At 63.2% G+C, this 19628-nt stretch carries 20 protein-coding genes; 2 read left to right on the forward strand and 18 right to left on the reverse strand.

Annotated features, from left to right (window positions below; translation table 11 throughout):
* Positions 1 to 109: 109 nt before the first annotated feature.
* From PVE35_RS18420 to PVE35_RS18470, 11 genes are all read right to left on the reverse strand, one after another.
* On the reverse strand, positions 110 to 1102 hold the full coding sequence (locus tag PVE35_RS18420) for a DNA polymerase III subunit delta' (RefSeq protein ID WP_277372623.1): 993 nt from the start codon (positions 1100 to 1102) through the stop codon (positions 110 to 112).
* On the reverse strand, positions 1095 to 1727 hold the full coding sequence (tmk, locus tag PVE35_RS18425) for a dTMP kinase (RefSeq protein WP_268178567.1): 633 nt from the start codon (positions 1725 to 1727) through the stop codon (positions 1095 to 1097). The genes PVE35_RS18420 and tmk overlap by 8 nt, the downstream gene beginning before the upstream one ends.
* A gap of 9 nt (positions 1728 to 1736) precedes the next feature.
* On the reverse strand, positions 1737 to 2789 hold the full coding sequence (gene mltG / locus PVE35_RS18430) for an endolytic transglycosylase MltG (RefSeq protein ID WP_277372624.1): 1053 nt from the start codon (positions 2787 to 2789) through the stop codon (positions 1737 to 1739).
* 3 nt (positions 2790 to 2792) lie between these two features.
* Entirely contained in the window at positions 2793 to 3608 is an 816-nt protein-coding gene (gene pabC / locus PVE35_RS18435; protein WP_277372625.1) for an aminodeoxychorismate lyase, read from the reverse strand.
* Positions 3608 to 4852: a beta-ketoacyl-ACP synthase II gene (gene fabF, locus PVE35_RS18440; RefSeq protein ID WP_268178570.1), complete on the reverse strand. Its 1245-nt coding sequence runs from the start codon at positions 4850 to 4852 to the stop codon at positions 3608 to 3610. Before fabF ends, pabC begins: the two co-directional genes overlap by 1 nt.
* A gap of 113 nt (positions 4853 to 4965) precedes the next feature.
* Positions 4966 to 5202, reverse strand: coding sequence for an acyl carrier protein (gene acpP / locus PVE35_RS18445; protein WP_003245177.1), 237 nt, complete (start codon positions 5200 to 5202; stop codon positions 4966 to 4968).
* A gap of 229 nt (positions 5203 to 5431) precedes the next feature.
* A complete protein-coding gene (gene fabG / locus PVE35_RS18450; protein ID WP_003245179.1) occupies positions 5432 to 6175 on the reverse strand; it encodes a 3-oxoacyl-ACP reductase FabG in 744 nt (247 codons plus the stop codon).
* A 25-nt stretch (positions 6176 to 6200) separates the two neighbouring features.
* Positions 6201 to 7139 (reverse strand): ACP S-malonyltransferase, encoded by a 939-nt coding sequence (gene fabD / locus PVE35_RS18455; RefSeq protein ID WP_268178571.1) that lies wholly within the window; start codon positions 7137 to 7139, stop codon positions 6201 to 6203.
* Positions 7140 to 7265: 126 nt separating this feature from the next.
* A complete protein-coding gene (gene plsX / locus PVE35_RS18460) occupies positions 7266 to 8249 on the reverse strand; it encodes a phosphate acyltransferase PlsX (RefSeq protein ID WP_277374906.1) in 984 nt (327 codons plus the stop codon).
* A gap of 32 nt (positions 8250 to 8281) precedes the next feature.
* Entirely contained in the window at positions 8282 to 8464 is a 183-nt protein-coding gene (gene rpmF, locus PVE35_RS18465; RefSeq protein ID WP_268178572.1) for a 50S ribosomal protein L32, read from the reverse strand.
* 13 nt (positions 8465 to 8477) lie between these two features.
* Positions 8478 to 9005, reverse strand: coding sequence for a YceD family protein (locus PVE35_RS18470; protein ID WP_268178573.1), 528 nt, complete (start codon positions 9003 to 9005; stop codon positions 8478 to 8480).
* A gap of 110 nt (positions 9006 to 9115) precedes the next feature.
* Between PVE35_RS18470 and PVE35_RS18475 the strand changes: the two genes are divergently transcribed.
* Entirely contained in the window at positions 9116 to 9697 is a 582-nt protein-coding gene (locus PVE35_RS18475) for a nucleoside triphosphate pyrophosphatase (RefSeq protein WP_277372626.1), read from the forward strand.
* A 74-nt stretch (positions 9698 to 9771) separates the two neighbouring features.
* On the opposite strand, the gene sppA is transcribed toward PVE35_RS18475, so the two are convergent.
* The 3 genes from sppA to rluC are packed head-to-tail and all read right to left on the reverse strand — an operon-like array spanning position 9772 to position 12380.
* On the reverse strand, positions 9772 to 10749 hold the full coding sequence (gene sppA / locus PVE35_RS18480; RefSeq protein WP_268178575.1) for a signal peptide peptidase SppA: 978 nt from the start codon (positions 10747 to 10749) through the stop codon (positions 9772 to 9774).
* Positions 10739 to 11434, reverse strand: coding sequence for an HAD-IA family hydrolase (locus tag PVE35_RS18485; RefSeq protein WP_268178576.1), 696 nt, complete (start codon positions 11432 to 11434; stop codon positions 10739 to 10741). The genes sppA and PVE35_RS18485 overlap by 11 nt, the downstream gene beginning before the upstream one ends.
* Entirely contained in the window at positions 11427 to 12380 is a 954-nt protein-coding gene (rluC, locus tag PVE35_RS18490; protein ID WP_268178577.1) for a 23S rRNA pseudouridine(955/2504/2580) synthase RluC, read from the reverse strand. The genes PVE35_RS18485 and rluC overlap by 8 nt, the downstream gene beginning before the upstream one ends.
* A gap of 572 nt (positions 12381 to 12952) precedes the next feature.
* On the opposite strand from rluC, the gene rne reads away from it, so the two are divergent.
* Positions 12953 to 15934: a ribonuclease E gene (gene rne, locus PVE35_RS18495; RefSeq protein ID WP_277372627.1), complete on the forward strand. Its 2982-nt coding sequence runs from the start codon at positions 12953 to 12955 to the stop codon at positions 15932 to 15934.
* 523 nt (positions 15935 to 16457) lie between these two features.
* Here the strand turns inward: rne and PVE35_RS18500 are convergent.
* Genes PVE35_RS18500 through PVE35_RS18515 form a run of 4 tightly spaced genes read right to left on the reverse strand, consistent with a single transcriptional unit; the run spans position 16458 to position 19520 of the window.
* Positions 16458 to 16661, reverse strand: a complete 204-nt coding sequence (locus PVE35_RS18500; protein ID WP_268178579.1) for a hypothetical protein — start codon at positions 16659 to 16661, stop codon at positions 16458 to 16460.
* On the reverse strand, positions 16661 to 17434 hold the full coding sequence (locus tag PVE35_RS18505) for an enoyl-CoA hydratase (protein ID WP_277372628.1): 774 nt from the start codon (positions 17432 to 17434) through the stop codon (positions 16661 to 16663). The genes PVE35_RS18500 and PVE35_RS18505 overlap by 1 nt, the downstream gene beginning before the upstream one ends.
* Before the next feature lie 30 nt (positions 17435 to 17464).
* Positions 17465 to 18400: an iron-sulfur-binding ferredoxin reductase gene (locus PVE35_RS18510; protein ID WP_277372629.1), complete on the reverse strand. Its 936-nt coding sequence runs from the start codon at positions 18398 to 18400 to the stop codon at positions 17465 to 17467.
* Positions 18393 to 19520: a GGDEF domain-containing protein gene (locus PVE35_RS18515; protein WP_277372630.1), complete on the reverse strand. Its 1128-nt coding sequence runs from the start codon at positions 19518 to 19520 to the stop codon at positions 18393 to 18395. The genes PVE35_RS18510 and PVE35_RS18515 overlap by 8 nt, the downstream gene beginning before the upstream one ends.
* Positions 19521 to 19628 lie beyond the last annotated feature (108 nt).

Genomic DNA, 19628 nt, shown 5'->3' on the forward strand with positions numbered 1-19628 from the left:
TTATTGCTTAGCTGCTCGATTCTAGGGCCTGCGCGGGTTCGGGTGCAAACCGCTGGCCAGCATAACGATGGCAAATGTGACGCCCTGCCCCATCCACAGGTGCAGCGGCTCAACCGCGCTCGCTGCTCGGCAATGCTGCCCACTGCACCAGTAGTGCTTCGAGCAGCAACACCGGGTTGAGGTTGGCCTTGCCGATCACCTTCTGCCGTTGCTCCAGCAGCCAGCTCTGCACCACCAGCACCTTGGGCTGGGGCGTCTTGTCCGCCAGGTATTGCAGCACCTTGCGCATGTCGGCCAGGCCAAGCCCCTCTTCGTCCTGGGTCAACTGATAGCGCAGCATCAGTTGCGCCCAGTCGCAGAACCAGTCGAACAACAGTTTCATCGGCAAGGCCTTCCAGCTTTCCGCTAGCTGGCTCGGCGTCGCCTGCTGTTTGAGCAGTTTCTTCACCCCCTCGACCACCTCTGCTCGCTGCTCGCGCACGCCCTGTTCCTGCAGGCGCAGCGCCATCAACGGCGAGCCGGCGGCCAGGGTCAGCAGTTCGCGACGTTCCTCTTCGCTGGCCTGCGGCAGCGCGCCGGCCAGCCAGGCCAAGCTCTCGCCCGGCCCTGGCAAGGGACAGGCCTGCTGCACGCAGCGACTCTTGATGGTCGGCAACAGACGGCTGGGCTGATGGCTGATCAGCAGCAGCACGGTATTGCCCGAAGGCTCTTCCAGGCTTTTCAGCAGGGCGTTGGCGGCGTTGAGGTTCATCGCCTCGGCCGGTTCCAGCAGCACCACCTTGCGCCCGCCAAGCTGCGCGGTCTGCACCACGAACTCCACCAGCTCACGCACCTGGTCGACCTTGATCGGCTTGTCCGCTTCCTCGGGCTCGAGGACGAAATTGTCCGGGTGGGTGCCCGCCGCCAGCAGGTGGCAGGACTTGCACTGCCCACAGGCATCCAGGCCATTCGGGCTCAGACACAGCAGACGTGCCATCAGGCGCTCGGCCAGGGCACGTTTGCCGATACCGGCCGGGCCGTGCAGCAGGTAGGCGTGGGCATGCTGGGCGCGCCCGGCAAGCTGCTGCCATAGGCTTGTCTGCCAGGGGTAGATCTCAGCCACGGCAGGCCTCCAGCAGGCTCGGCAGCAGGGCGTCGAGATCGGCCTGTACCTGAGCCAGGCTCTGCCCGGCATCCAGCACGCGGTAACGTTGCGGCGCCTGTGCCGCACGCTGCAGATAGGCCTGGCGAACCGCCTCGAAGAAGCCCCGCCCTTCCTGCTCGAAGCGATCCAGGCGACCACGGGCAGCGGCACGGGCCAGGCCCACCTCCACCGGCAGGTCGAAGATCAACGTCAGATCCGGGCGCAGCTCGCCCTGAACGAACGCCTCGAGCTGGGCAATGCGCTCGATGGGCAGGCCGCGCCCGCCGCCCTGGTAGGCATAGGTAGCATCGGTGAAACGGTCGCACAGCACCACGCTGCCCCTGGCCAGGGCCGGGCGGATGACCTGTTGCAGGTGCTGGGCACGGGCGGCGAACACCAGCAGCAGCTCGGTATCCACGGCCATGGGCTCGTCACTGGGTGCCAGCAGCAGTTCGCGAATGCGCTCGGCCAGGGGCGTGCCACCCGGCTCACGGGTCAGCAGCACCTCCACGCCGCGTTCGCGCAGGCGTTCGGCGAGGTAGTCGCGGTTGGTGCTCTTGCCGGCGCCTTCCGGGCCTTCGAGGGTGATGAACAGACCGGTCACGATAAAACCTTATTGGCTGTCAGCCGCGCGCGGCGCTGGGCTGGAGCGATAGTCGGCTCGACGCTTGAGCTGATATTCGCGCACCGCGCGGTTGTGCTCGTCGAGGGTGTTGGAAAATACGTGGCTGCCGTCACCCTTGGCGACGAAATACAGCGTTTTGCCTTCACGTGGATGCAGCGCCGCGTGGATGGCTTCACGACCGACCATGGCGATCGGCGTTGGCGGCATGCCGTCGATGGTGTAGGTATTGTAGGGCGTCGGCGTCAGCAGATCGGCGCGGGTGATGCGGCCGTTGTAATCCTCGCCCATGCCGTAGATCACCGTCGGGTCGGTCTGCAGGCGCATGCCCAGGCGCAGGCGCCGGATGAATACCCCGGCGATCTCGTCACGCTCCTCGGGGACGCCGGTTTCCTTCTCGATCATCGAGGCCATGATCAGCGCCTCGTAGGAATCGCGGTACGGCAGCCCCTCGGCGCGCTGCCGCCATTCCTCCGCGAGCACGCTTTCGAGCCGGGCATTGGCCTTCTTCAGCAGATCCTCGTCGCTCATGCCGCGCACGTAATGATAGGTATCGGGGAAGAAGCGCCCTTCCGGATGCTGCCCGGCCAGGCCAAGGCGCGTCATCAGCTCGGCATCGTCGAGGCCGACCAGCTTCTGGGTCAGTGCTTCCTGCCTGGCAAGTGCGGCCCGCAACTGGTGGAAGTTCCAGCCCTCCACCAGGGTCAAGCTGTACTGCACCACCTCGCCACGCTGCCACAGACCGAGCATGTCACGCGCCGTCTGTTGCGGCAGCAGGCGGTATTCACCGCTGTGCAGGGACGGCGCCTTGAGGTTGAAGCGCCAATACAGGCGCAGCCAGAAGGCGCCATGGATCACCCCTTCGCTTTCCAACTGATTGAGCAGCCCGCTGGGGGTGGAGCCAGGTGGCACCTGCAACAGGCGCTCCGCTTCCAGCCCCAGCGGTTGCTCCAGGGCCTCGTGCTGCAACCAGGCGGCGCTGACGACCAGCAGCGCGGCCAACAACAGGCCGCATTGCAGCAGCAGTAATAGCTTGCGTAGCACGGATCAGGATTCCAAGAGACGGCGAACGATGGCCTGCAGTTTACGGGTGAGCGTACCGACCGGCCAGTGCTGCGCCTGCAACGCGCGCACCGGCCAGATGCCGTACAGGCTGTTGCAGAGAAAGACTTCGTCAGCCGCCAGCAGTTCGTCGAAGGCAACATCGCGTAACTCAATAGGCACTCCGAGCACCTGCGCCTGCTCGATGATCTCGGCGCGCATCACCCCTGCCACGCCACAGCGCGACAGTTCGGCGGTAACCAGGGTGCCAGCGCTGATCAGGAACAGATTGCTATAGACGCCCTCGATGACCCGGCCACTGCCGTCACGCATCAGGCCTTCGGCACACTCGGCATCCTGCCACTCGGCACGTGCCAGTACCTGTTCCAGACGATTGAGGTGCTTGAGCCCAGCCAGCAGAGGCTGCTCGGCCAGACGGGTGGAACAAGGAAACAGGCGCACACCCTGCTCGGCATGGGTGGCGGGATACTGCGGCAAGGGGGCTGCCTGAAGGATGCGCAGCGGCTGGCAGGGCTGCGGCGGCGCATAACCACGCTGGCCTTCGCCACGGGTGAGGATCAGCTTGGCAACGCCCGTGCCCAGTTGCCCAGCGAAGGCTTGCAGCTCGCCTTCCATCAGCGCCAGGTCGAGGGGAATGGACAGACGCCGGCAGCCTTCGCCCAGACGCGCCACATGCCGTGCCAGCAGCGGGATGCGGCCGCCACGCACGGCGATGGTCTCGAACAGGCCATCGCCATAAGCCAGGCCACGGTCGCGAACCGACAACTGCTCGCCGGGCGCACCGTTGACCCAGCTCAGCATCAGCCGTGGTACCGACGGAACAGCAGCGAACCGTTGGTGCCGCCGAAGCCGAAGGAGTTAGACAGGGCAATCTCGATCGGCATGGCCTTGGCCTGGTGCGCAACGAAGTCCAGGTCACAGCCTTCGTCCGGCTCGTCCAGGTTGATGGTCGGCGGCGCGACCTGATCGCGCAGCGCCAGCACGCTGAAGATCGCCTCCACCGCGCCCGCCGCACCCAACAAGTGACCGGTCATGGACTTGGTCGAGCTGACCGCCAGCTTGTAGGCGTGATCGCCGAACACGCGCTTGACCGCTTGCGCCTCGGCAAGGTCGCCAGCCGAGGTGGAGGTGCCATGGGCGTTGATGTACTGCACCTGGTCGGCATTGATGCCGGCATCGCGCAGGGCGTTGGCCATGCAGCGGGCGGCACCGGCGCCATCTTCGGGCGGCGAGGTCATGTGGAAGGCGTCGCCACTCATGCCGAAACCGATCAGCTCGGCATGGATGGTGGCACCACGCGCCTTGGCGTGCTCCAGCTCTTCCAGCACCAGGGCGCCGGCACCATCGGAGAGCACGAAGCCGTCACGCCCCTTGTCCCAGGGACGACTGGCCTTGGTCGGCTCGTCGTTGCGGGTCGACAGTGCGCGGGCTGCGCCGAAGCCGCCCATACCCAGGCCGCAGGCCGCCATCTCGGCACCACCGGCAACCATCACGTCAGCCTCGCCATAGGCGATGTTGCGCGCAGCCATGCCGATGCAATGGGTGCCGGTGGTGCACGCCGTGGCGATGGCGTAGTTAGGCCCCTGCAGGCCCAGGTGGATCGACAGGAAACCGGAAATCATGTTGATGATCGAGCCTGGCACGAAGAACGGCGAAATGCGCCGCGGCCCCTGCTCATGCAACACCTTGCAGTTGTTCTCGATATTGGTCAGGCCGCCGATACCGGAGCCCATGACCACACCGATACGCTCACGATTGGCATCGGTGATGTCCAGCCCGGAATCGCGCACGGCCTGGAAGGAGGCAGCGAGACCATACTGGATGAACAGGTCGAGCTTGCGGGCTTCCTTGGCGGAAAGGTACGGCTCGACATCGAAATTCTTGACCGACCCACCGAAACGGGTGGAGTAGGCGGACAAATCCATGTGCTCGATCAGGCCAATGCCACTGCGGCCGGCCAAAATGCCCTGCCAGCTGCTCGGCACATCGTTACCCAGTGGCGATAACATGCCCATACCGGTAACCACGACGCGTCTACGCGACACAGCAATCTCCTCTTGTTCTACTACTCAGGCGCACAGGCGCCTTGCACGTAAAGAAAAGCCGCACGCCTGTTGAGGGCTGTGCGGCTTCTGCAGCTCGGGAAGCTGACGGTGACTTATTGCGCGTGGGCAGTCACGTAGTCGATGGCTTCCTGAACGGTGGTGATCTTCTCGGCTTGCTCGTCCGGGATCTCGGTCTCGAATTCTTCTTCGAGAGCCATCACCAGCTCAACGGTGTCAAGAGAGTCGGCACCCAGGTCTTCAACGAAGGAAGCACTGTTGGTCACTTCCTCTTCCTTGACGCCAAGTTGCTCGGCAACGATTTTCTTGACGCGTTCTTCGATGGTGCTCATACCTTGTTTTCACTCCTAATTGGACAAATCCAGGCAGCTGGTAGCGGCCAAGTGTATAGAAAGGGTTTTTAGCATTTCAAGCTGAATGCCGGGGAGCCCCCAGGAACACTTCAACGATCTGTCTATAAACCTGTTGCAGCTTTATAACGGATTTTAGACAGCGACTATGACAGTTTTCTGATGGCTCGCGTCACATTCGAGAGCCTCCGGACGTTCGGAGGCCCCATTATCAGCTCATGTACATACCGCCATTGACCGGAATGGTAGCCCCGGTCACGTAACCTGCACCGTCGGAAGCCAGGAAGCCGACCACCTTGGCGATCTCCTCGGCCTGGCCCAGACGGCCCAGCGGAATCTGCGTCAGCAGCGCATCGCGCTGGCCTTCCGGCAGCTCACGGGTCATATCGGTGTCGATGAAGCCCGGTGCCACCGAGTTGACCGTGATACCGCGCGAACCCACTTCACGTGCCAGGGCGCGGCTGAAGCCTTCCAGCCCCGCCTTGGCCGCAGCGTAGTTGACCTGACCGGCATTGCCCATGGCTCCGACGACGGAACCGATGTTGATGATGCGCCCGAAGCGCGCCTTGGTCATGCCACGCAGCACGGCCTTGGACAGACGGTAGAGGCTGTTCAGGTTGGTATTGATCACGTCGTGCCACTCGTCGTCCTTCATGCGCAGCATCAGGTTGTCACGCGTGATACCAGCGTTATTGACCAGGATCAGCGGTTGGCCAAGATGTTGCTGAATATGTTCGAGCGTGGTGGCCACGGATTCGTCGTTGCTTACGTCGAGCACCAGGCCGGCACCTTCGACACCATTGGCCTTCAGCGTTTCGGCGATACGCTCGGCGCCCGAGGCGCTGGTAGCGGTGCCGATAACGATAGCGCCCTGACGGCCCAATTCCAGGGCGATTGCCTGGCCGATACCACGGCTGGCGCCGGTGACCAGCGCGACCTTACCTTGCAGACTCATGTTTGTTCTCCTTTCCTAAACCGTTTCAAGCCAACGCTGCGCGGGCGGCGGCAAAGGCATCGGGGGTGTCCAGATTATGGGTATTGATGCCTTTGACGCAGCGCTTGTTCAGACCGCTCAGCACCTTGCCAGGGCCGCACTCCACCAGGTCGGTGACACCCTGTTCGGACAGGCGCACCATGGACTCTACCCAACGTACCGGGCTGTAGAGCTGGGCCAGCAGGTCGGCCTTGAGGGTAGCCAGATCGGACACCACGGCGGCGCTGACGTTCTGCACCAGCGGGATCTGCGGCGCCTGCCAGCTCAGCGCCTCCACCGACTCGGCGAAACGCTCGGCGGCCGGCTTCATCAGGGCGCAGTGCGACGGCACGCTGACCGGCAGCGCCATGGCGCGCTTGGCGCCACGCGCCTTGCACGCCTCGATGGCACGCTCGACGGCAGCCACGCTACCGGCGATCACCACCTGGCCGGGGGCATTGAAATTGACCGCACTGACCACGTCACCTTGCGCGGCGTCGGCGCAGGCAGCCAGCACGTCGGCATCTTCTAGACCGAGGATGGCAGCCATGCCGCCCTGCCCGGCCGGTACAGCCTGCTGCATCAGTTGGCCACGGCGCTCCACCAGCTTCACCGCATCGGCAAAACCGATGCTGCCAGCGGCAACCAGCGCGGAATATTCGCCCAGACTGTGTCCGGCAACGAACGACGGTTGGGCGCCGCCCTCGGCCTGCCACAGGCGCCACAGAGCGATGGAGGCGGTGAGAATGGCCGGCTGGGTCTTGTCGGTCTGGTTCAGTTGCGCTTCCGGGCCTTGCTGGGTCAGCGCCCAGAGGTCATAGCCGAGGGCTTCGGAGGCTTCGCCGAAGGTGTCGAGTACCAGCTTCTGCTGGGCACCGTGATCGGCGAGCATGGCCAGGGCTTGCGAACCCTGACCGGGGAAGACGAATGCGAGGGATGCAGACATGGATAGGTCCCTTGAGTCGAAAAACCAGCGCCAGGCGAGCCTGGCGCAGCAAACTGACAGTTGGATGACAGGCCGCGTGCCGCAGTCACATTCCGCTACGGCCAGCGCTCTGAAAACGTGACGAGTTTACAGCAACATGTCCTCGAGGCGACCATGCAGTCGCTGCGGCAGATTTTCCTGCACCTCGCGCAATGCGCAGCGAATGGCACTCTGAAAACCCTCCTCGCCAGCGGCACCATGGCTCTTGACCACAATGCCCTGCAAACCAAGAAAGCTCGCGCCATTGTGCTGGGCCGGCGCCAGATCATCCTTCAGGCGGCGCAGCAAGGGCATCGCCAGGGCGCCGATGGTCTGGGCGAACAGACCCTCGCTGAACAAGCGCTCGAGCCGCCCGGTGATCATCCGCGCCAGCCCCTCGCTGGACTTGAGCAGGATGTTGCCGACGAAACCGTCGCACACCACCACGTCGGCCTCTCCGCGATACAGGCCATCACCCTCTATGTAACCGATGAAATTCAGCCCCGAGGCCTGGCGCAACAGGCTAGCAGCCAGCTTGACCTGCTGGTTGCCCTTGATGTCCTCGGTGCCGACGTTGAGCAGCGCTACGCGCGGCTGCTCGATGCCCAGCGTCTCGGCCGCCACCGCGCCCATGATGGCGAACTGATAGAGATGCTCGGCACTGCAATCGACATTGGCGCCGAGATCCAGCAGGTAGCAATGACCCTGCTCGGTGGGAAGCGGGCTGACCATGGCCGGTCGGTCGATGCCCGGCAGGGTCTTGAGCAGGTAACGCGACAAGGCCATCAGCGCGCCGGTATTGCCGGCGCTGACACAGGCATGGGCGTGGCCCTGACGCACCAGCTCCAGCGCCACACGCATCGAGGCATCGGGCTTGCCGCGTAGGGCTTGGGCCGGGCGCTCGTTCGCGGTGATCACTTCGCTGGCGTGATGAATCTGCAGGCGCGCGCGGTCGACATCGCCGGACTGGCGTTCGAGCTGCTCTTCGATGAGGGAGGCTTGACCAACGAGGGTCAGGTGCAGCGAGGGAAATTCGGCCAGCGCGGAAATGCAGGCCGGAACAATGCAGTGGGGACCGAAGTCCCCACCCATTGCATCAATCGCGATGATCGAGGCGGACAAGATTACTCGTCAGCGCCCTTGTCGATCACCTTGCGACCACGGTACACGCCTTCCGGAGAAACGTGGTGGCGCAGGTGAACTTCACCGGTGCTCTTCTCTACGGACAGGGTGTTCGCGTCGAGCGCATCGTGGGAACGACGCATATCGCGGGCGGAACGGGATTTTTTGTTCTGCTGAACAGCCATAACTCATCAACTCCTAAACGTTTGGGTCACGCTTTAACTGCGCCAATACACTGAACGGGTTGGACCGCGATACCTCGTCCTCGCCTGGCTCGGGCTCATCGAGACCGGCCGGCTGCTGGCATTCACCTGGGGCATGAGCGGGAACGATCGGCAAGGCAAGGAGCAGTTCATCCTCGACCAGACCAAGCAGCTCCAGCGGCTCTTCACCCACTTCCAGCACGTCGTAGCCCTTCGGCAAGGACTGAGTGTTCGCTCCAACCCGAACCACTGCGTATTCACATTCGCTGCGGATGGGTAGCGCGACCAGCTCCAGACAACGCTGGCAGACCATTTTGACCTCGACCTCGAGCTCACTGCGAATCACCACAGTTTTCTGCTCATCACGTGCGAAATGAAATTTCGCCTGCACTCTACCTGCCGTATCGGCAAGCGGGTCGCAGAGACGCTCCAGGCTGGCCAGTTCGAGCTGCCCTTCTAGGGTAGCTTCGCGGTCGGCGAGCTTGCGCGGATCAACGTGAGGTGGAATCGGCCCATTCAACATAGGCGCAGCATTCTAGGGATGCACCCTGCCCGTGTCAAAGGAAATTCGGCCTGTTTTAAGGCTCCGGCGATCAGTAGAATTTCCCGCCCGCCTATATAAAGGAAGAGAACATGCCCGCGCTGCTGCTCGCCTCCAGCTCACCCTATCGCCGCGAGCTGCTCGGCCGCCTGCAACTGCCCTTCACCTGGCAGTCCCCGAGCATCGATGAAAGCCGGCGAGAAGGCGAAGCAGCCGTAGACCTGGTCAAACGCCTGGCGGAAGAAAAAGCCCGCGCCCTCGCCGCCAGCCATCCCGACCACCTGATCATCGGCTCGGATCAGGTCGCCGTGCTCGGCAGCGGCGAGATTCTCGGCAAGCCCCACGACCTGCCACGAGCCCAGGCGCAACTGCGCGCCGCCAGCGGCAGCAGTGTCACCTTCCTCACCGGCCTGGCCCTGCTCGACAGCACCAGCGGCAACTGCCAGGTAGACTGCATACCCTTTACCGTGCACTTTCGTGAGCTGAGCGACGAACGGATTCTGCGCTACCTGCAGCGCGAACAACCCTTCGATTGCGCCGGCAGCTTCAAGTCCGAAGGTCTGGGCATCAGCCTGTTCCGCAGCACCGAAGGCGAAGACGCCACCAGCCTGATCGGCCTACCACTGATCCGCCTGGTGGACATGCTGCTAAAGGTTGGCATGGAGGTTCCCTGACAATAGCGGCAAGCTTCAAGCGACAAGCCTCAAGTCGAAGCAAAAGCAACTGCGCTTGAAGCTTGCCGCTGCCTTTATCGCAGCGTCGGCCCCTGGAAGCCCATCCACAGGGCAATACGGTCGGCAACACTGGCACCCAGGCGCTTGGCGAAACGATCGAAGGGCGTATCACGCTGAGTGAAGTCGACCATTTCCTTCTCGCCGATCACTTCACGCGCCACGTAACTGGCACTGCCCAGAGCATCCACCAGGCCGAGCTGCAGCGCCTGCTCGCCCGACCAGACCAGGCCGGAGAACAACTCCGGATGCCCCTCCACCTTGAGCCGGTCGCCACGCCCTTTCTTCACGCTGTCGATGAACTGCTGATGGGTGGTGTCCAGCACGGTTTTCCAGAAGCGCGTTTCCTCCTCCTTCTGCGGCTGGAAGGGATCGAGAAAGGCCTTGTGCTCGCCCGAGGTGTAGACGCGGCGCTCGACGCCCAGCTTCTCCATGGTGCCGACAAAGCCGAAGCTGGCCGCCGTGACACCGATGGAACCGACCAGGCTGGCCTTGTCGGCGTAGATCTCGTCGGCCGCGCTGGCAATGTAGTAGGCGCCGGAAGCACCCAGGTCGCTGATCACAGCATAAAGCTTGATCTGCGGATACTCGCCACGCAGACGACGGATCTCGTCATAGATATAGCCGGACTGCACCGGACTGCCGCCTGGGCTGTTGATGCGCAGGATCACACCCTTGGTGTTGGGATCCTCGAAGGCGTCGCGCAAGCTGCCGATCACCTTGTCGGCACTGGCCTCCTCGCGGTCGGCGATCATGCCGCGAATCTCGATCAGCGCAGTGTGCGACCCGGTCGTGGTCACCTTGCTCTGGTACAAGGTCGACAGGAACAACCCCAGCGCTACAAAAAGGTAAATGAAGGTCAGCAGCTTGAAGAAAATGCCCCAACGCCGCGAGCGACGCTGCTCCTGCACACCAAGCAGCAGAACCTTCTCCAGCAGCTTCCAGCTCTTGGCATCCTCACCATCCGACGACGATGACTTCCACTCATCCGACATCTTCACTCACCTCCATAGAAGGCTGCACATGCCGACCTTGCAGCCAGGCACGCAGCTCGTTGAACTCATTGATCGCCAGACATGGCGCACATTCACGCAGCACCGACAACGGCTGCGCCCCGAAACCCACCGCCACCGCATCCATGCCGGCATTGCGCGCCATCAGCAGGTCGAAGGTCGAATCCCCCACCATCAGCGCCTGCTCCGGCTGCACCCGGCAATGCGCAAGAATTTCGTGCAGCATCAGCGGATCAGGCTTGCTCGCCGTCTCGTCAGCGCAGCGGGTAATGTCGAAATAATCCAGCCAGCCCTTGTCCGCCAGCACCCGATTCAGACCATTGCGCCCCTTGCCGGTCGCCACCGCCAGACGATAGCCCTGCTCACGGAAGACCTCGAGCGACTCCTCCACACCCACAAACAACGGCGAAGGCTCGGTTTCCAGCGCCAGGTACTGCTCGCTGTAGGCACGCCGGATGGTTTCGATACGCAACGGCTCGTCGAGTTCCGGATAGAGGGTACGGATTGCCACCCCCAACTCCAGCCCGATGATGCCACGCACCGCGACATCACTGCAGCGCGGCACGCCAGCCGTGTCGGCAGCGCGATGCATAGCCTCGACGATACGGCCGATGGAGTCCACCAGCGTACCGTCCCAGTCGAAGATCAGCAGTCGATAGTCAGGCACTCAGACGCTCCAGGGTCTTGGCCCACATTTCGTCCACGGGCGCTTCCAGCTTGAGCACCCCGCCCTCGGGCAACGGCACGTGCAGCTCGTAGGCATGCAGGAACAGACGCTTGCCACCCAGCTCGCGAATCTCACGGGTGAAGTCATCGTCGCCATACTTGGAGTCGCCAGCGATGGAGTGCCCAGCATGCTTGGCGTGCACGCGAATCTGATGGGTACGCCCGGTCACTGGCTTGGCCTCGACCAGGGTGGCGAAATCGCCGAAGCGGCGCAGCACGCGAAACAACGTCAGCGCCTCCTTGCCCTCGTCATCGACCTCGACCATACGCTCACCAGAGCGCAGATTGCTCTTCTGCAGCGGCGCATTGACCTGCTTCCTGGCCGTCGCCCAGTGGCCACGCACCAGCGCCATGTAGCGCTTGTCGACGCCATCGCCACGCAACTGCTCATGCAGATGACGCAGCATGCTGCGCTTCTTGGCAATCATCAGCAGACCGGAGGTATCACGATCCAGACGGTGCACCAGCTCCAGATCCTTGGCCTCAGGGCGCAACTGACGGAAGGCCTCGATCACCCCGTAGTTGAGGCCGCTGCCACCATGCACGGCGATGCCAGCGGGCTTGTTGAGCACGATCAGCGCCTTGTCCTCGTAGACGATGGCCGCTTCCAGGCGCTCGAGCAGCCCCTGCGCCAGCGGTTCGGGCTCGTCGCGCTCGGGCAGACGCAACGGCGGCACCCGTACCACATCGCCGGCCTGCAGCTTGTATTCGGGCTTGATGCGCCCCTTGTTCACACGCACCTCACCTTTGCGCAGGATGCGGTAGATCAGCGTCTTGGGCACGCCCTTGAGCTGAGTCCGGAGGAAGTTGTCGATGCGTTGGCCGGCAAGTTCCGGTGCAACCTCGATCAGCTGGACGCCGGAGGTTGGAGAGGCAGGAGTAGTCATCGCGCAATCATAACAATTTTTTATGGAATTGAAGCACTTAATCATTACTGCTATAGTCGCGAACGCCGCCAAAAGCGGCCTGGCTTGCGGATGATCGCCAAACTTGCCATCCCCTGCCCGCGCAATCCTTTCGGGACGTGAGGCCGTCCGACGGATTCCTCGGTTTAGAACGGCCAAAAAGGCTGCGAAGAATTCGGAAATAAAGCCTTGAGTATGATGCGCGACTCGCCCGCCGGGCGGTCGTGATAATGACAACCGCTGCGGAATCCGCGCGGCACCCGATTTTCAGCGATACGTGTAGGGTGGAGATGTACAACAGCAGGCCTGCGTAGCCTCTGGCTTGATCAAAGACGCCTTATCTCGTCCGCGACCTGCAGTTGATTCCTCCTCCTGATTGAGTGCTTTCTGTCACCACAGCAAGCAGGAGACGTCCGTCGCGACCGCAGCCTCTAATGGCGCCGTCGCTCGACAGGGGAACGATTTACGACCGTTTCTGACGCGCCTGACACCGACCCTGAGAGTCGTGTGTGCCTAACGTGGCTTCCGCTAGCCCCGGAACCCATTGGTACCACATGAAAAGAATGCTCATTAACGCAACTCAGCCCGAAGAGTTGCGTGTTGCCCTGGTAGATGGCCAAAAACTCTACGACCTGGACATCGAGTCCGGTGCCCGCGAACAGAAGAAGGCCAATATCTACAAAGGCCGCATCACCCGCGTAGAACCCAGCCTCGAAGCCGCCTTCGTCGATTTCGGCTCCGAACGCCACGGCTTCCTCCCCCTCAAAGAAATCTCCCGCGAATACTTCTCCAAGGCCCCCGAAGGCGGCCGCGTCAACATCAAGGACGTGCTCAAGGAAGGCCAGGAAGTCATCGTCCAGGTCGAGAAGGAAGAACGCGGCAACAAGGGCGCAGCCCTGACCACCTTCATCAGCCTGGCCGGTCGTTACCTGGTGCTGATGCCCAACAACCCCCGTGCCGGTGGCATCAGCCGCCGCATCGAAGGCGAAGAGCGCAACGAACTGCGCGAGGCACTCAATGGCCTCAACGCTCCGGCCGACATGGGCCTGATCGTGCGCACCGCCGGCCTGGGTCGCTCCAGCGAAGAAATGCAGTGGGATCTCGACTACCTGCTGCAACTGTGGAGCGCCATCAAGGAAGCTTCCACCAGCCGCCCTGCCCCGTTCCTGATCTACCAGGAATCCAACGTCATCATCCGCGCCATCCGCGACTACCTGCGCCAGGACATCGGCGAAGTGCTGGTCGACAGCGTCGAAGCCCAGGAAGAAGCCCTGTCCTTCATCCAGCAGGTGATGCCGCAGTACGCCAGCAAGATCAAGCTGTACGAAGACAGCGTGCCGCTGTTCAACCGTTTCCAGATCGAAAGCCAGATCGAAACCGCCTTCCAACGTGAAGTGAAGCTGCCCTCCGGTGGCTCCATCGTCATCGATCCGACCGAGGCCCTGGTTTCCATCGACATCAACTCGGCGCGCGCCACCAAGGGCAGCGATATCGAGGAAACCGCGCTGCAGACCAACCTGGAAGCAGCCGAAGAAATCGCCCGCCAGCTGCGCCTGCGCGACATCGGCGGCCTGATCGTCATCGACTTCATCGACATGACTCCGGCGAAGAACCAGCGCGCCGTGGAAGAGAAGGTGCGTGAAGCCCTGGAAGCCGACCGCGCCCGCGTGCAGGTCGGCCGTATTTCACGTTTCGGCCTGCTGGAAATGTCCCGTCAGCGCCTGCGTCCGTCTCTGGGCGAGACCAGCGGCATCGTCTGCCCGCGTTGCAACGGCCAGGGCATCATCCGTGACGTAGAATCCCTGTCGCTGGCCATCCTGCGCCTGATCGAAGAAGAAGCGCTGAAGGATCGCACCGCCGAAGTCCGCGCTCAGGTACCGATCCCGGTCGCCGCCTTCCTGCTCAACGAGAAGCGCAACTCGATCACCAAGATCGAACTGCGTACCCGTGCACGCATCGTCATCCTGCCCAACGATCACCTGGAAACCCCGCACTTCGAGGTGCAGCGTCTGCGTGACGACAACCCCGAAGCGCTGAGCGGCCAGACCAGCTACGAAATCGCCGCCACCACCGAAGCCGAAGACGCCGCTGCCCAACCGGCCACCGCGACCCGCACCCTGGTTCGCCAGGAAGCCGCGATCAAGGCCGCGCCGCGCAGCAGCGCACCGGTCGCCGCCGAGCCGCAACCGGCTCCGCTGGCGCCGACCAAGGCGCCTGAGCCGAGCCTGTTCAAGGGCCTGGTCAAGTCGCTGGTCAGCCTCTTCGCCGGTAAGGAAGAAGAAGCCCAGCCGGCTGTGGTAGAGAAAAAGAGCAGCGAGCGCCCGCCGCGCGAAGAGCGCCGCAACGGCCGTCAGCAGAGCCGTAACCGTGGCGGTCGTCGCGACGAAGAGCGCAAGCCCCGCGAAGAGCGCGGCGCGCGTGAGGAACGTGCTCCGCGCGAAGAGCGTCAGCCTCGCGAGGAGCGCCAGCCACGCGAAGAGCGTCAGCCGCGCGAAGGCCAGGAAAACCGTCGTGAGCGTCGCCCACGCGAGGAACGCGCACCGCGTGAAGAGCGCGTGCGCGAACTGCGCGAGCCGCTGGACAACAACGCCGCCGAATCGCGCAAGGAAGAACAACGCACCGAACGTCAGCCACGCGCCGAACGCCAGGAGCGTCAGCGTCCGCCACGCGAAGAGCGCCAGCCACGCCCGGAACAGGCCGAGGCCCTGCAGGACGAAGCGCTGCCGAACGACGAGCAACAAGGCGATGACGAGCAGGAGGGGGGTAACGAGAACGAGCGCCCACGTCGCCGCTCCCGTGGCCAGCGTCGCCGCAGCAACCGTCGCGAACGTCAGCGTGATGCTGACGGTAATCTGATCGAAAGCGCCGAGAACAGCGAGGCAGCCGGTAACAACGAAGCACAGACGGTCACTCCGGCAGCCACTGCCGCAGCCGCTGCCGTGGTTGCCGAAAGCGTCGACAGCAGCGAAAACCTGGCCAGCGAGGCTCCTGCGAGCGACGCTCCGGTTGCTCAGGCCGAAGCACCTGTCGCCGAAGCCCCTGCTGCTCAGGCCGAAGTCCCAGCAGCAGAACCCACAGCCATGCCGAGCGAAGCGGTCGAAGCCCCGGTGAGCGAGGCGTCTGCTGCCGAGGCCGAGCCTGTCATCGCCAGCGAAGCACCTGCCGAGGTTGAAGCGCCTGCCGAGCCTGAAACGCCGTCCGCCGAACCGCTCGCTCCAGCAGAGCCGGTGGTCGAGGCCGCTCAGGAGCCGGCTCCAGCTCCGGCGCCGGTCGAAGAGGCTGCTCCGGCTCCTGCGCCGGTTCCAGCCAACGCCACCGGCCGTGCCCCGAACGACCCACGAGAAGTGCGTCGTCGCCAGCGCGAAGCCGAGCGCCTGGCTCGTGAGGCCGCCCAGGCCGAGCAGAACGCTCCAGCACAGGAGGCTGCAGCCGAACCCGCTGCCAGCCAAGAGCCTGCCGAGCAGGCAAGCGAGCAGCCCAGTGAAGCCGTGGTGAACGACGAAGCGAAGCCGGAGGACATCAAGCACAACGCTTGATGGCCGCGCTTGCAACGCAAAAGGGGATGCTTCGGCATCCCCTTTTTCATGGACAAAAAAAGGGGCGGGAAAAACCCGCCCACTTTTTGTCCCTAGTCCCTCTATTTCCCAACTCATCGTCCTGATGAATCGCTTCGTGCGATATTCCTGACCATCTTCCTGACGACCTGTGCTTCTCCCTAAGCACGGGCTCGATATTACTCGCGCCCGTTTCGCGCTCAACCCCATACAAATCACCGGCATGTCATTTCGGCAAACAGAGCGTTTATAAAAACTCCCTTAGTATCAATCGCTTGAAAATTTCACACAGACGAACCGGAAAGAATCAGAGCCCGTTTGCCCTGAAGACTGACGCCTCATGTAAGCGATGACTGACAAGCAGCATCGAAGATCTGCTGCTCGACCGCCTGAACCTCTCAACAAGAAAGCTCTTCGGGCGATGTGACAAACGGCCGGTTTTGCGCTTCGTTCGCGATGCTTGCCGACCAGTCCAGCGCAGGCACGCCAGGAGTGCGTGCAGCGCTTAGGAATGCAGGAAAAAAGGAATGGCGACCAACAGGGTACCGGCCATCACCAGCCAGAGCGTGCTGCTCATCAGGTAGGGAGCGCCCATCAGGCCCATCCCACAGAGGAAAGGAATGGGCTTGCGCTGACGCCGCCCGTAGATGACGAAGCCCAGGCCGATGCTACCGAACAGCAGGCCCCAGAGCAGAGCTGCGCTGTCCATCAGGCGAACCTCGAAAAATCTGGCTTTCTGCGCTGCATGAACGCCGACAACGCCTCGACGGCCTCCGGCGAGCGCAGCCGCTGACTGAACAGAACGCCCTCCTCTTCGATCACCCGGCGCAGGGCCTCACGATCCGGTGCTCGCATCAGGCGCTTGCTGTCGGCGACTGCCGAGGGCGCTAGCTCGAGAAAGCGCAACGCCATCGCCCGGGCCTTGGCCAGCGTGGCAGGGCCATCGTCGAGTGCCTGATTGGCGATGCCCCAGGCGGCAGCCTGCTCGCCGCTGAAGCTCTGGCCAAGCAACAGCAGCTCGGCGGCCCGCGCATGCCCCAGAAGGCGTGGCAGGATCAGACTGGAGCCGTATTCGGGGCACAGCCCGAGGTTGACGAAAGGCATCTTCAATTGCGCGTCGCGGCTGACGTAGACCAGGTCGCAGTGCAGCAGCAAGGTGGTGCCGATCCCCACCGCCGGCCCGGCAACGGCTGCCACCACCGGCTTGGGAAAATCGAACAGAGCCCGCATGAACTGGAACACTTCGCTGTTCAGGCCGGAAGGCGGCGCCTGCAGGAAGTCGGCGACATCGTTGCCGCTGGTAAAGCAGTGTTCGTCTCCGCTCAACAGCACCACGCGTACTGCCGCGTCGCGGGCCGCCTCGTCCAGCACTTCGGCCATACCGGCGTACATGGCTCGGGTCAGCGCATTCTTCTTGTCCGGACGCTGCATGCGCAGGGTCAACAGGCCAGCGTCGCGTTCGATATGCAGATGTTCACTCATGCAATGCTCCGAAGCCGTAGGCACCTGGGTCTACGCGTGGGTGAGAAAGGCGTCGGCAAACATCTGGCCGCGCGGCAAACCCGCCATGTACAGGCGCCGCGCAAAGCTGTCGAGTGCCTTGGGTTGGCCGCAGAGTAAGGCGAGGGTCTGCCGCGAAACAAGGCGCAGTTCGGCCAAAGCAGCCGGCAACTGCGCCGCCGTGATCAGCTCGACCTGCAGGTTGGCATGCGCCTCGGCCAGTGCTTCGAGCTCGCTGGCCAAATAATGCTCGGCCGGTTCGTGCGCCAGATGCAACAGGCGGATGGCGCCCCGATGTTCCTGGCGCAGCGCCTCACGCAATACGCCATAAAGAGGCGCCAGGCCGGTGCCGGCGGCCAGCAGCCAGATCGGCCGCGTCTGCCAGTCCGCGTCATACTGCAAGGCGCCGCCACGCAGCTCGCCCAGACGCAGACTGTCGCCCACCTGCAAGCTGCGCGCGGCATCGCAGAAGGCCCCTGGCTGACGACAATCGATATGGAACTCCAACCAGTCATCCTCACCGGGCAGGCTCGCCAGCGAGTAAGGGCGAGCCACATCGCCATGCCAGAGCAGCAGATGTTGCCCGGCGCGATAGCGTAGCGGCCTGGCCGGCTGCAAACGCAGGCGCAATACCTGCGGGCTGGGCCAGTCCACTGCCATGACCTTGGCCGCCAGGCCATCGCGCTGCGGGTCGAAGGGCTCGACGCTCAGATCACCGACCACCTGACACTGACAGGCCAGGCGCCAACCTTCGGCACGCTTGTCTGTAGCCAAGGCCTCGGGCTGACGATCATGCGCCTCACCCTCGACGCAGCGCACCAGGCAGGCATGACAACTACCGGCGCGACAGCTATGCGGCACATTGATACCGTTACCCAGCAAGGCATCGAGCAGATTGCTCTGTGCGGCCACCTGAAATCGCCGCTGGCCGACCCGCAACTCAGGCATCGGCCTGTTCCCAGGTGGCCTCGCAGCGGTTACGTCCGCTGCGCTTGGCGTGATACAGGGCCTGATCGGCGCGGTGTAGGGCTTCGTCGAGGTCATCCCCGGCATTGAGCAGGGTCATGCCCATGGACAGGCTGAGCTCCCCCACCTTGACGCCTACCGGCTCGGCCTTGGAGAAGACCTCACGCAGGCGCTCGCAGCAGGCCGAGAACTGGTCGGCGTCGGTATTGGGCAACAACAGCACGAACTCCTCACCGCCATAACGGGCGATCACGTCACCGTCACGCAGGCAGGAGCGCGCGACCGAAGCGAAGGTCTGCAACACGCGATCTCCAGCGGCATGACCGTATTTGTCATTGATGCGCTTGAAATGATCGAGATCGATCAAGGCCAGACCATGCTGCCGTTCCACCTGCATATGTTGCAACTCGCGACTGGCCATGCGCAGGAAATGACGGCGATTGAACAAGCCGGTCAACTCATCGGTCGCGGCCAGATCCTCGAGCTGGCGCATCATCCCGCGCAAGGTGTCCTGATGCGCCTGCAGGGCGAAACGACGCTGACGCATGCGTTGGCGCATGGCCTGCATGTAACCGGAAAACAGGCACAGCCAGACCAGCAATACGAACAGGATCGACACCTGCAGCCAACTCAGCCCCGGATCGCTCAGGCGCATGCGATAGGCCTCGACCAGTACCATCGTGGCAAACCCCAGGAAGGCGAATACAGCACAGCGCACGAACACGCGCGGCGTTAGCTGGAAGACACCGAACAGCAGGATCAATACGTAGAAGACCAACAGACTGCCGCGTGCGCTATCGAAGCAGGCCTGCACCAGCGGTTGCCACGCCAGCGCCACCAGCACCTGCGCCTCGGTGAGGCTGGGATCCTCGAAACGCAGGTTCTGCCCCGAGAGGAACAAGGCCAGGAACACCAACTGACTGGCGAAAACCCCGAGCGTCAACCATGCCGCACTGCTGACGGAGCCCACGAACAGATCGTTGAGCACAGCGAGCCAGCAAACGAGCGCCATCATCACATAGGTCGTGAATGCCATAGCGAAGCGTTTGAGCAGAAGATTTTGCAGGCTGCTTTGCGTGGCTCGTCGTCTGGTTGAGCTCATGGGCTCCGCCCCATACTGGCATCGTGCCTTACTCTACAGATGTGCCCGACAAAAGCCTAGGGAAGCGATAAGCAGGCGTTACGATCCCCAGCGGCTGTGCCCGTTACA

The sequence above is a fragment of the Pseudomonas sp. AA-38 genome (assembly GCF_029457475.1).
Taxonomy (GTDB): Bacteria; Pseudomonadota; Gammaproteobacteria; order Pseudomonadales; family Pseudomonadaceae; genus Aquipseudomonas.

What these genes read in the sequence shown, in the direction of transcription:
- fabG (WP_003245179.1), bottom strand. Translation starts at nt 6,175, where the DNA reads ATGAGTCTGCAAGGTAAGGTCGCGCTGGTCACCGGCGCCAGCCGTGGT.
- rpmF (WP_268178572.1), bottom strand. Translation starts at nt 8,464, where the DNA reads ATGGCTGTTCAGCAGAACAAAAAATCCCGTTCCGCCCGCGATATGCGT.
- plsX (WP_277374906.1), bottom strand. Translation starts at nt 8,249, where the DNA reads ATGGGTGGGGACTTCGGTCCCCACTGCATTGTTCCGGCCTGCATTTCC.
- rne (WP_277372627.1), top strand. Translation starts at nt 12,953, where the DNA reads ATGAAAAGAATGCTCATTAACGCAACTCAGCCCGAAGAGTTGCGTGTT.
- PVE35_RS18470 (WP_268178573.1), bottom strand. Translation starts at nt 9,005, where the DNA reads ATGTTGAATGGGCCGATTCCACCTCACGTTGATCCGCGCAAGCTCGCC.
- rluC (WP_268178577.1), bottom strand. Translation starts at nt 12,380, where the DNA reads ATGACTACTCCTGCCTCTCCAACCTCCGGCGTCCAGCTGATCGAGGTT.
- pabC (WP_277372625.1), bottom strand. Translation starts at nt 3,608, where the DNA reads ATGCTGAGCTGGGTCAACGGTGCGCCCGGCGAGCAGTTGTCGGTTCGC.
- sppA (WP_268178575.1), bottom strand. Translation starts at nt 10,749, where the DNA reads ATGTCGGATGAGTGGAAGTCATCGTCGTCGGATGGTGAGGATGCCAAG.
- PVE35_RS18515 (WP_277372630.1), bottom strand. Translation starts at nt 19,520, where the DNA reads ATGAGCTCAACCAGACGACGAGCCACGCAAAGCAGCCTGCAAAATCTT.
- PVE35_RS18505 (WP_277372628.1), bottom strand. Translation starts at nt 17,434, where the DNA reads ATGAGTGAACATCTGCATATCGAACGCGACGCTGGCCTGTTGACCCTG.
- PVE35_RS18510 (WP_277372629.1), bottom strand. Translation starts at nt 18,400, where the DNA reads ATGCCTGAGTTGCGGGTCGGCCAGCGGCGATTTCAGGTGGCCGCACAG.
- PVE35_RS18475 (WP_277372626.1), top strand. Translation starts at nt 9,116, where the DNA reads ATGCCCGCGCTGCTGCTCGCCTCCAGCTCACCCTATCGCCGCGAGCTG.
- PVE35_RS18500 (WP_268178579.1), bottom strand. Translation starts at nt 16,661, where the DNA reads ATGGACAGCGCAGCTCTGCTCTGGGGCCTGCTGTTCGGTAGCATCGGC.
- acpP (WP_003245177.1), bottom strand. Translation starts at nt 5,202, where the DNA reads ATGAGCACCATCGAAGAACGCGTCAAGAAAATCGTTGCCGAGCAACTT.
- fabD (WP_268178571.1), bottom strand. Translation starts at nt 7,139, where the DNA reads ATGTCTGCATCCCTCGCATTCGTCTTCCCCGGTCAGGGTTCGCAAGCC.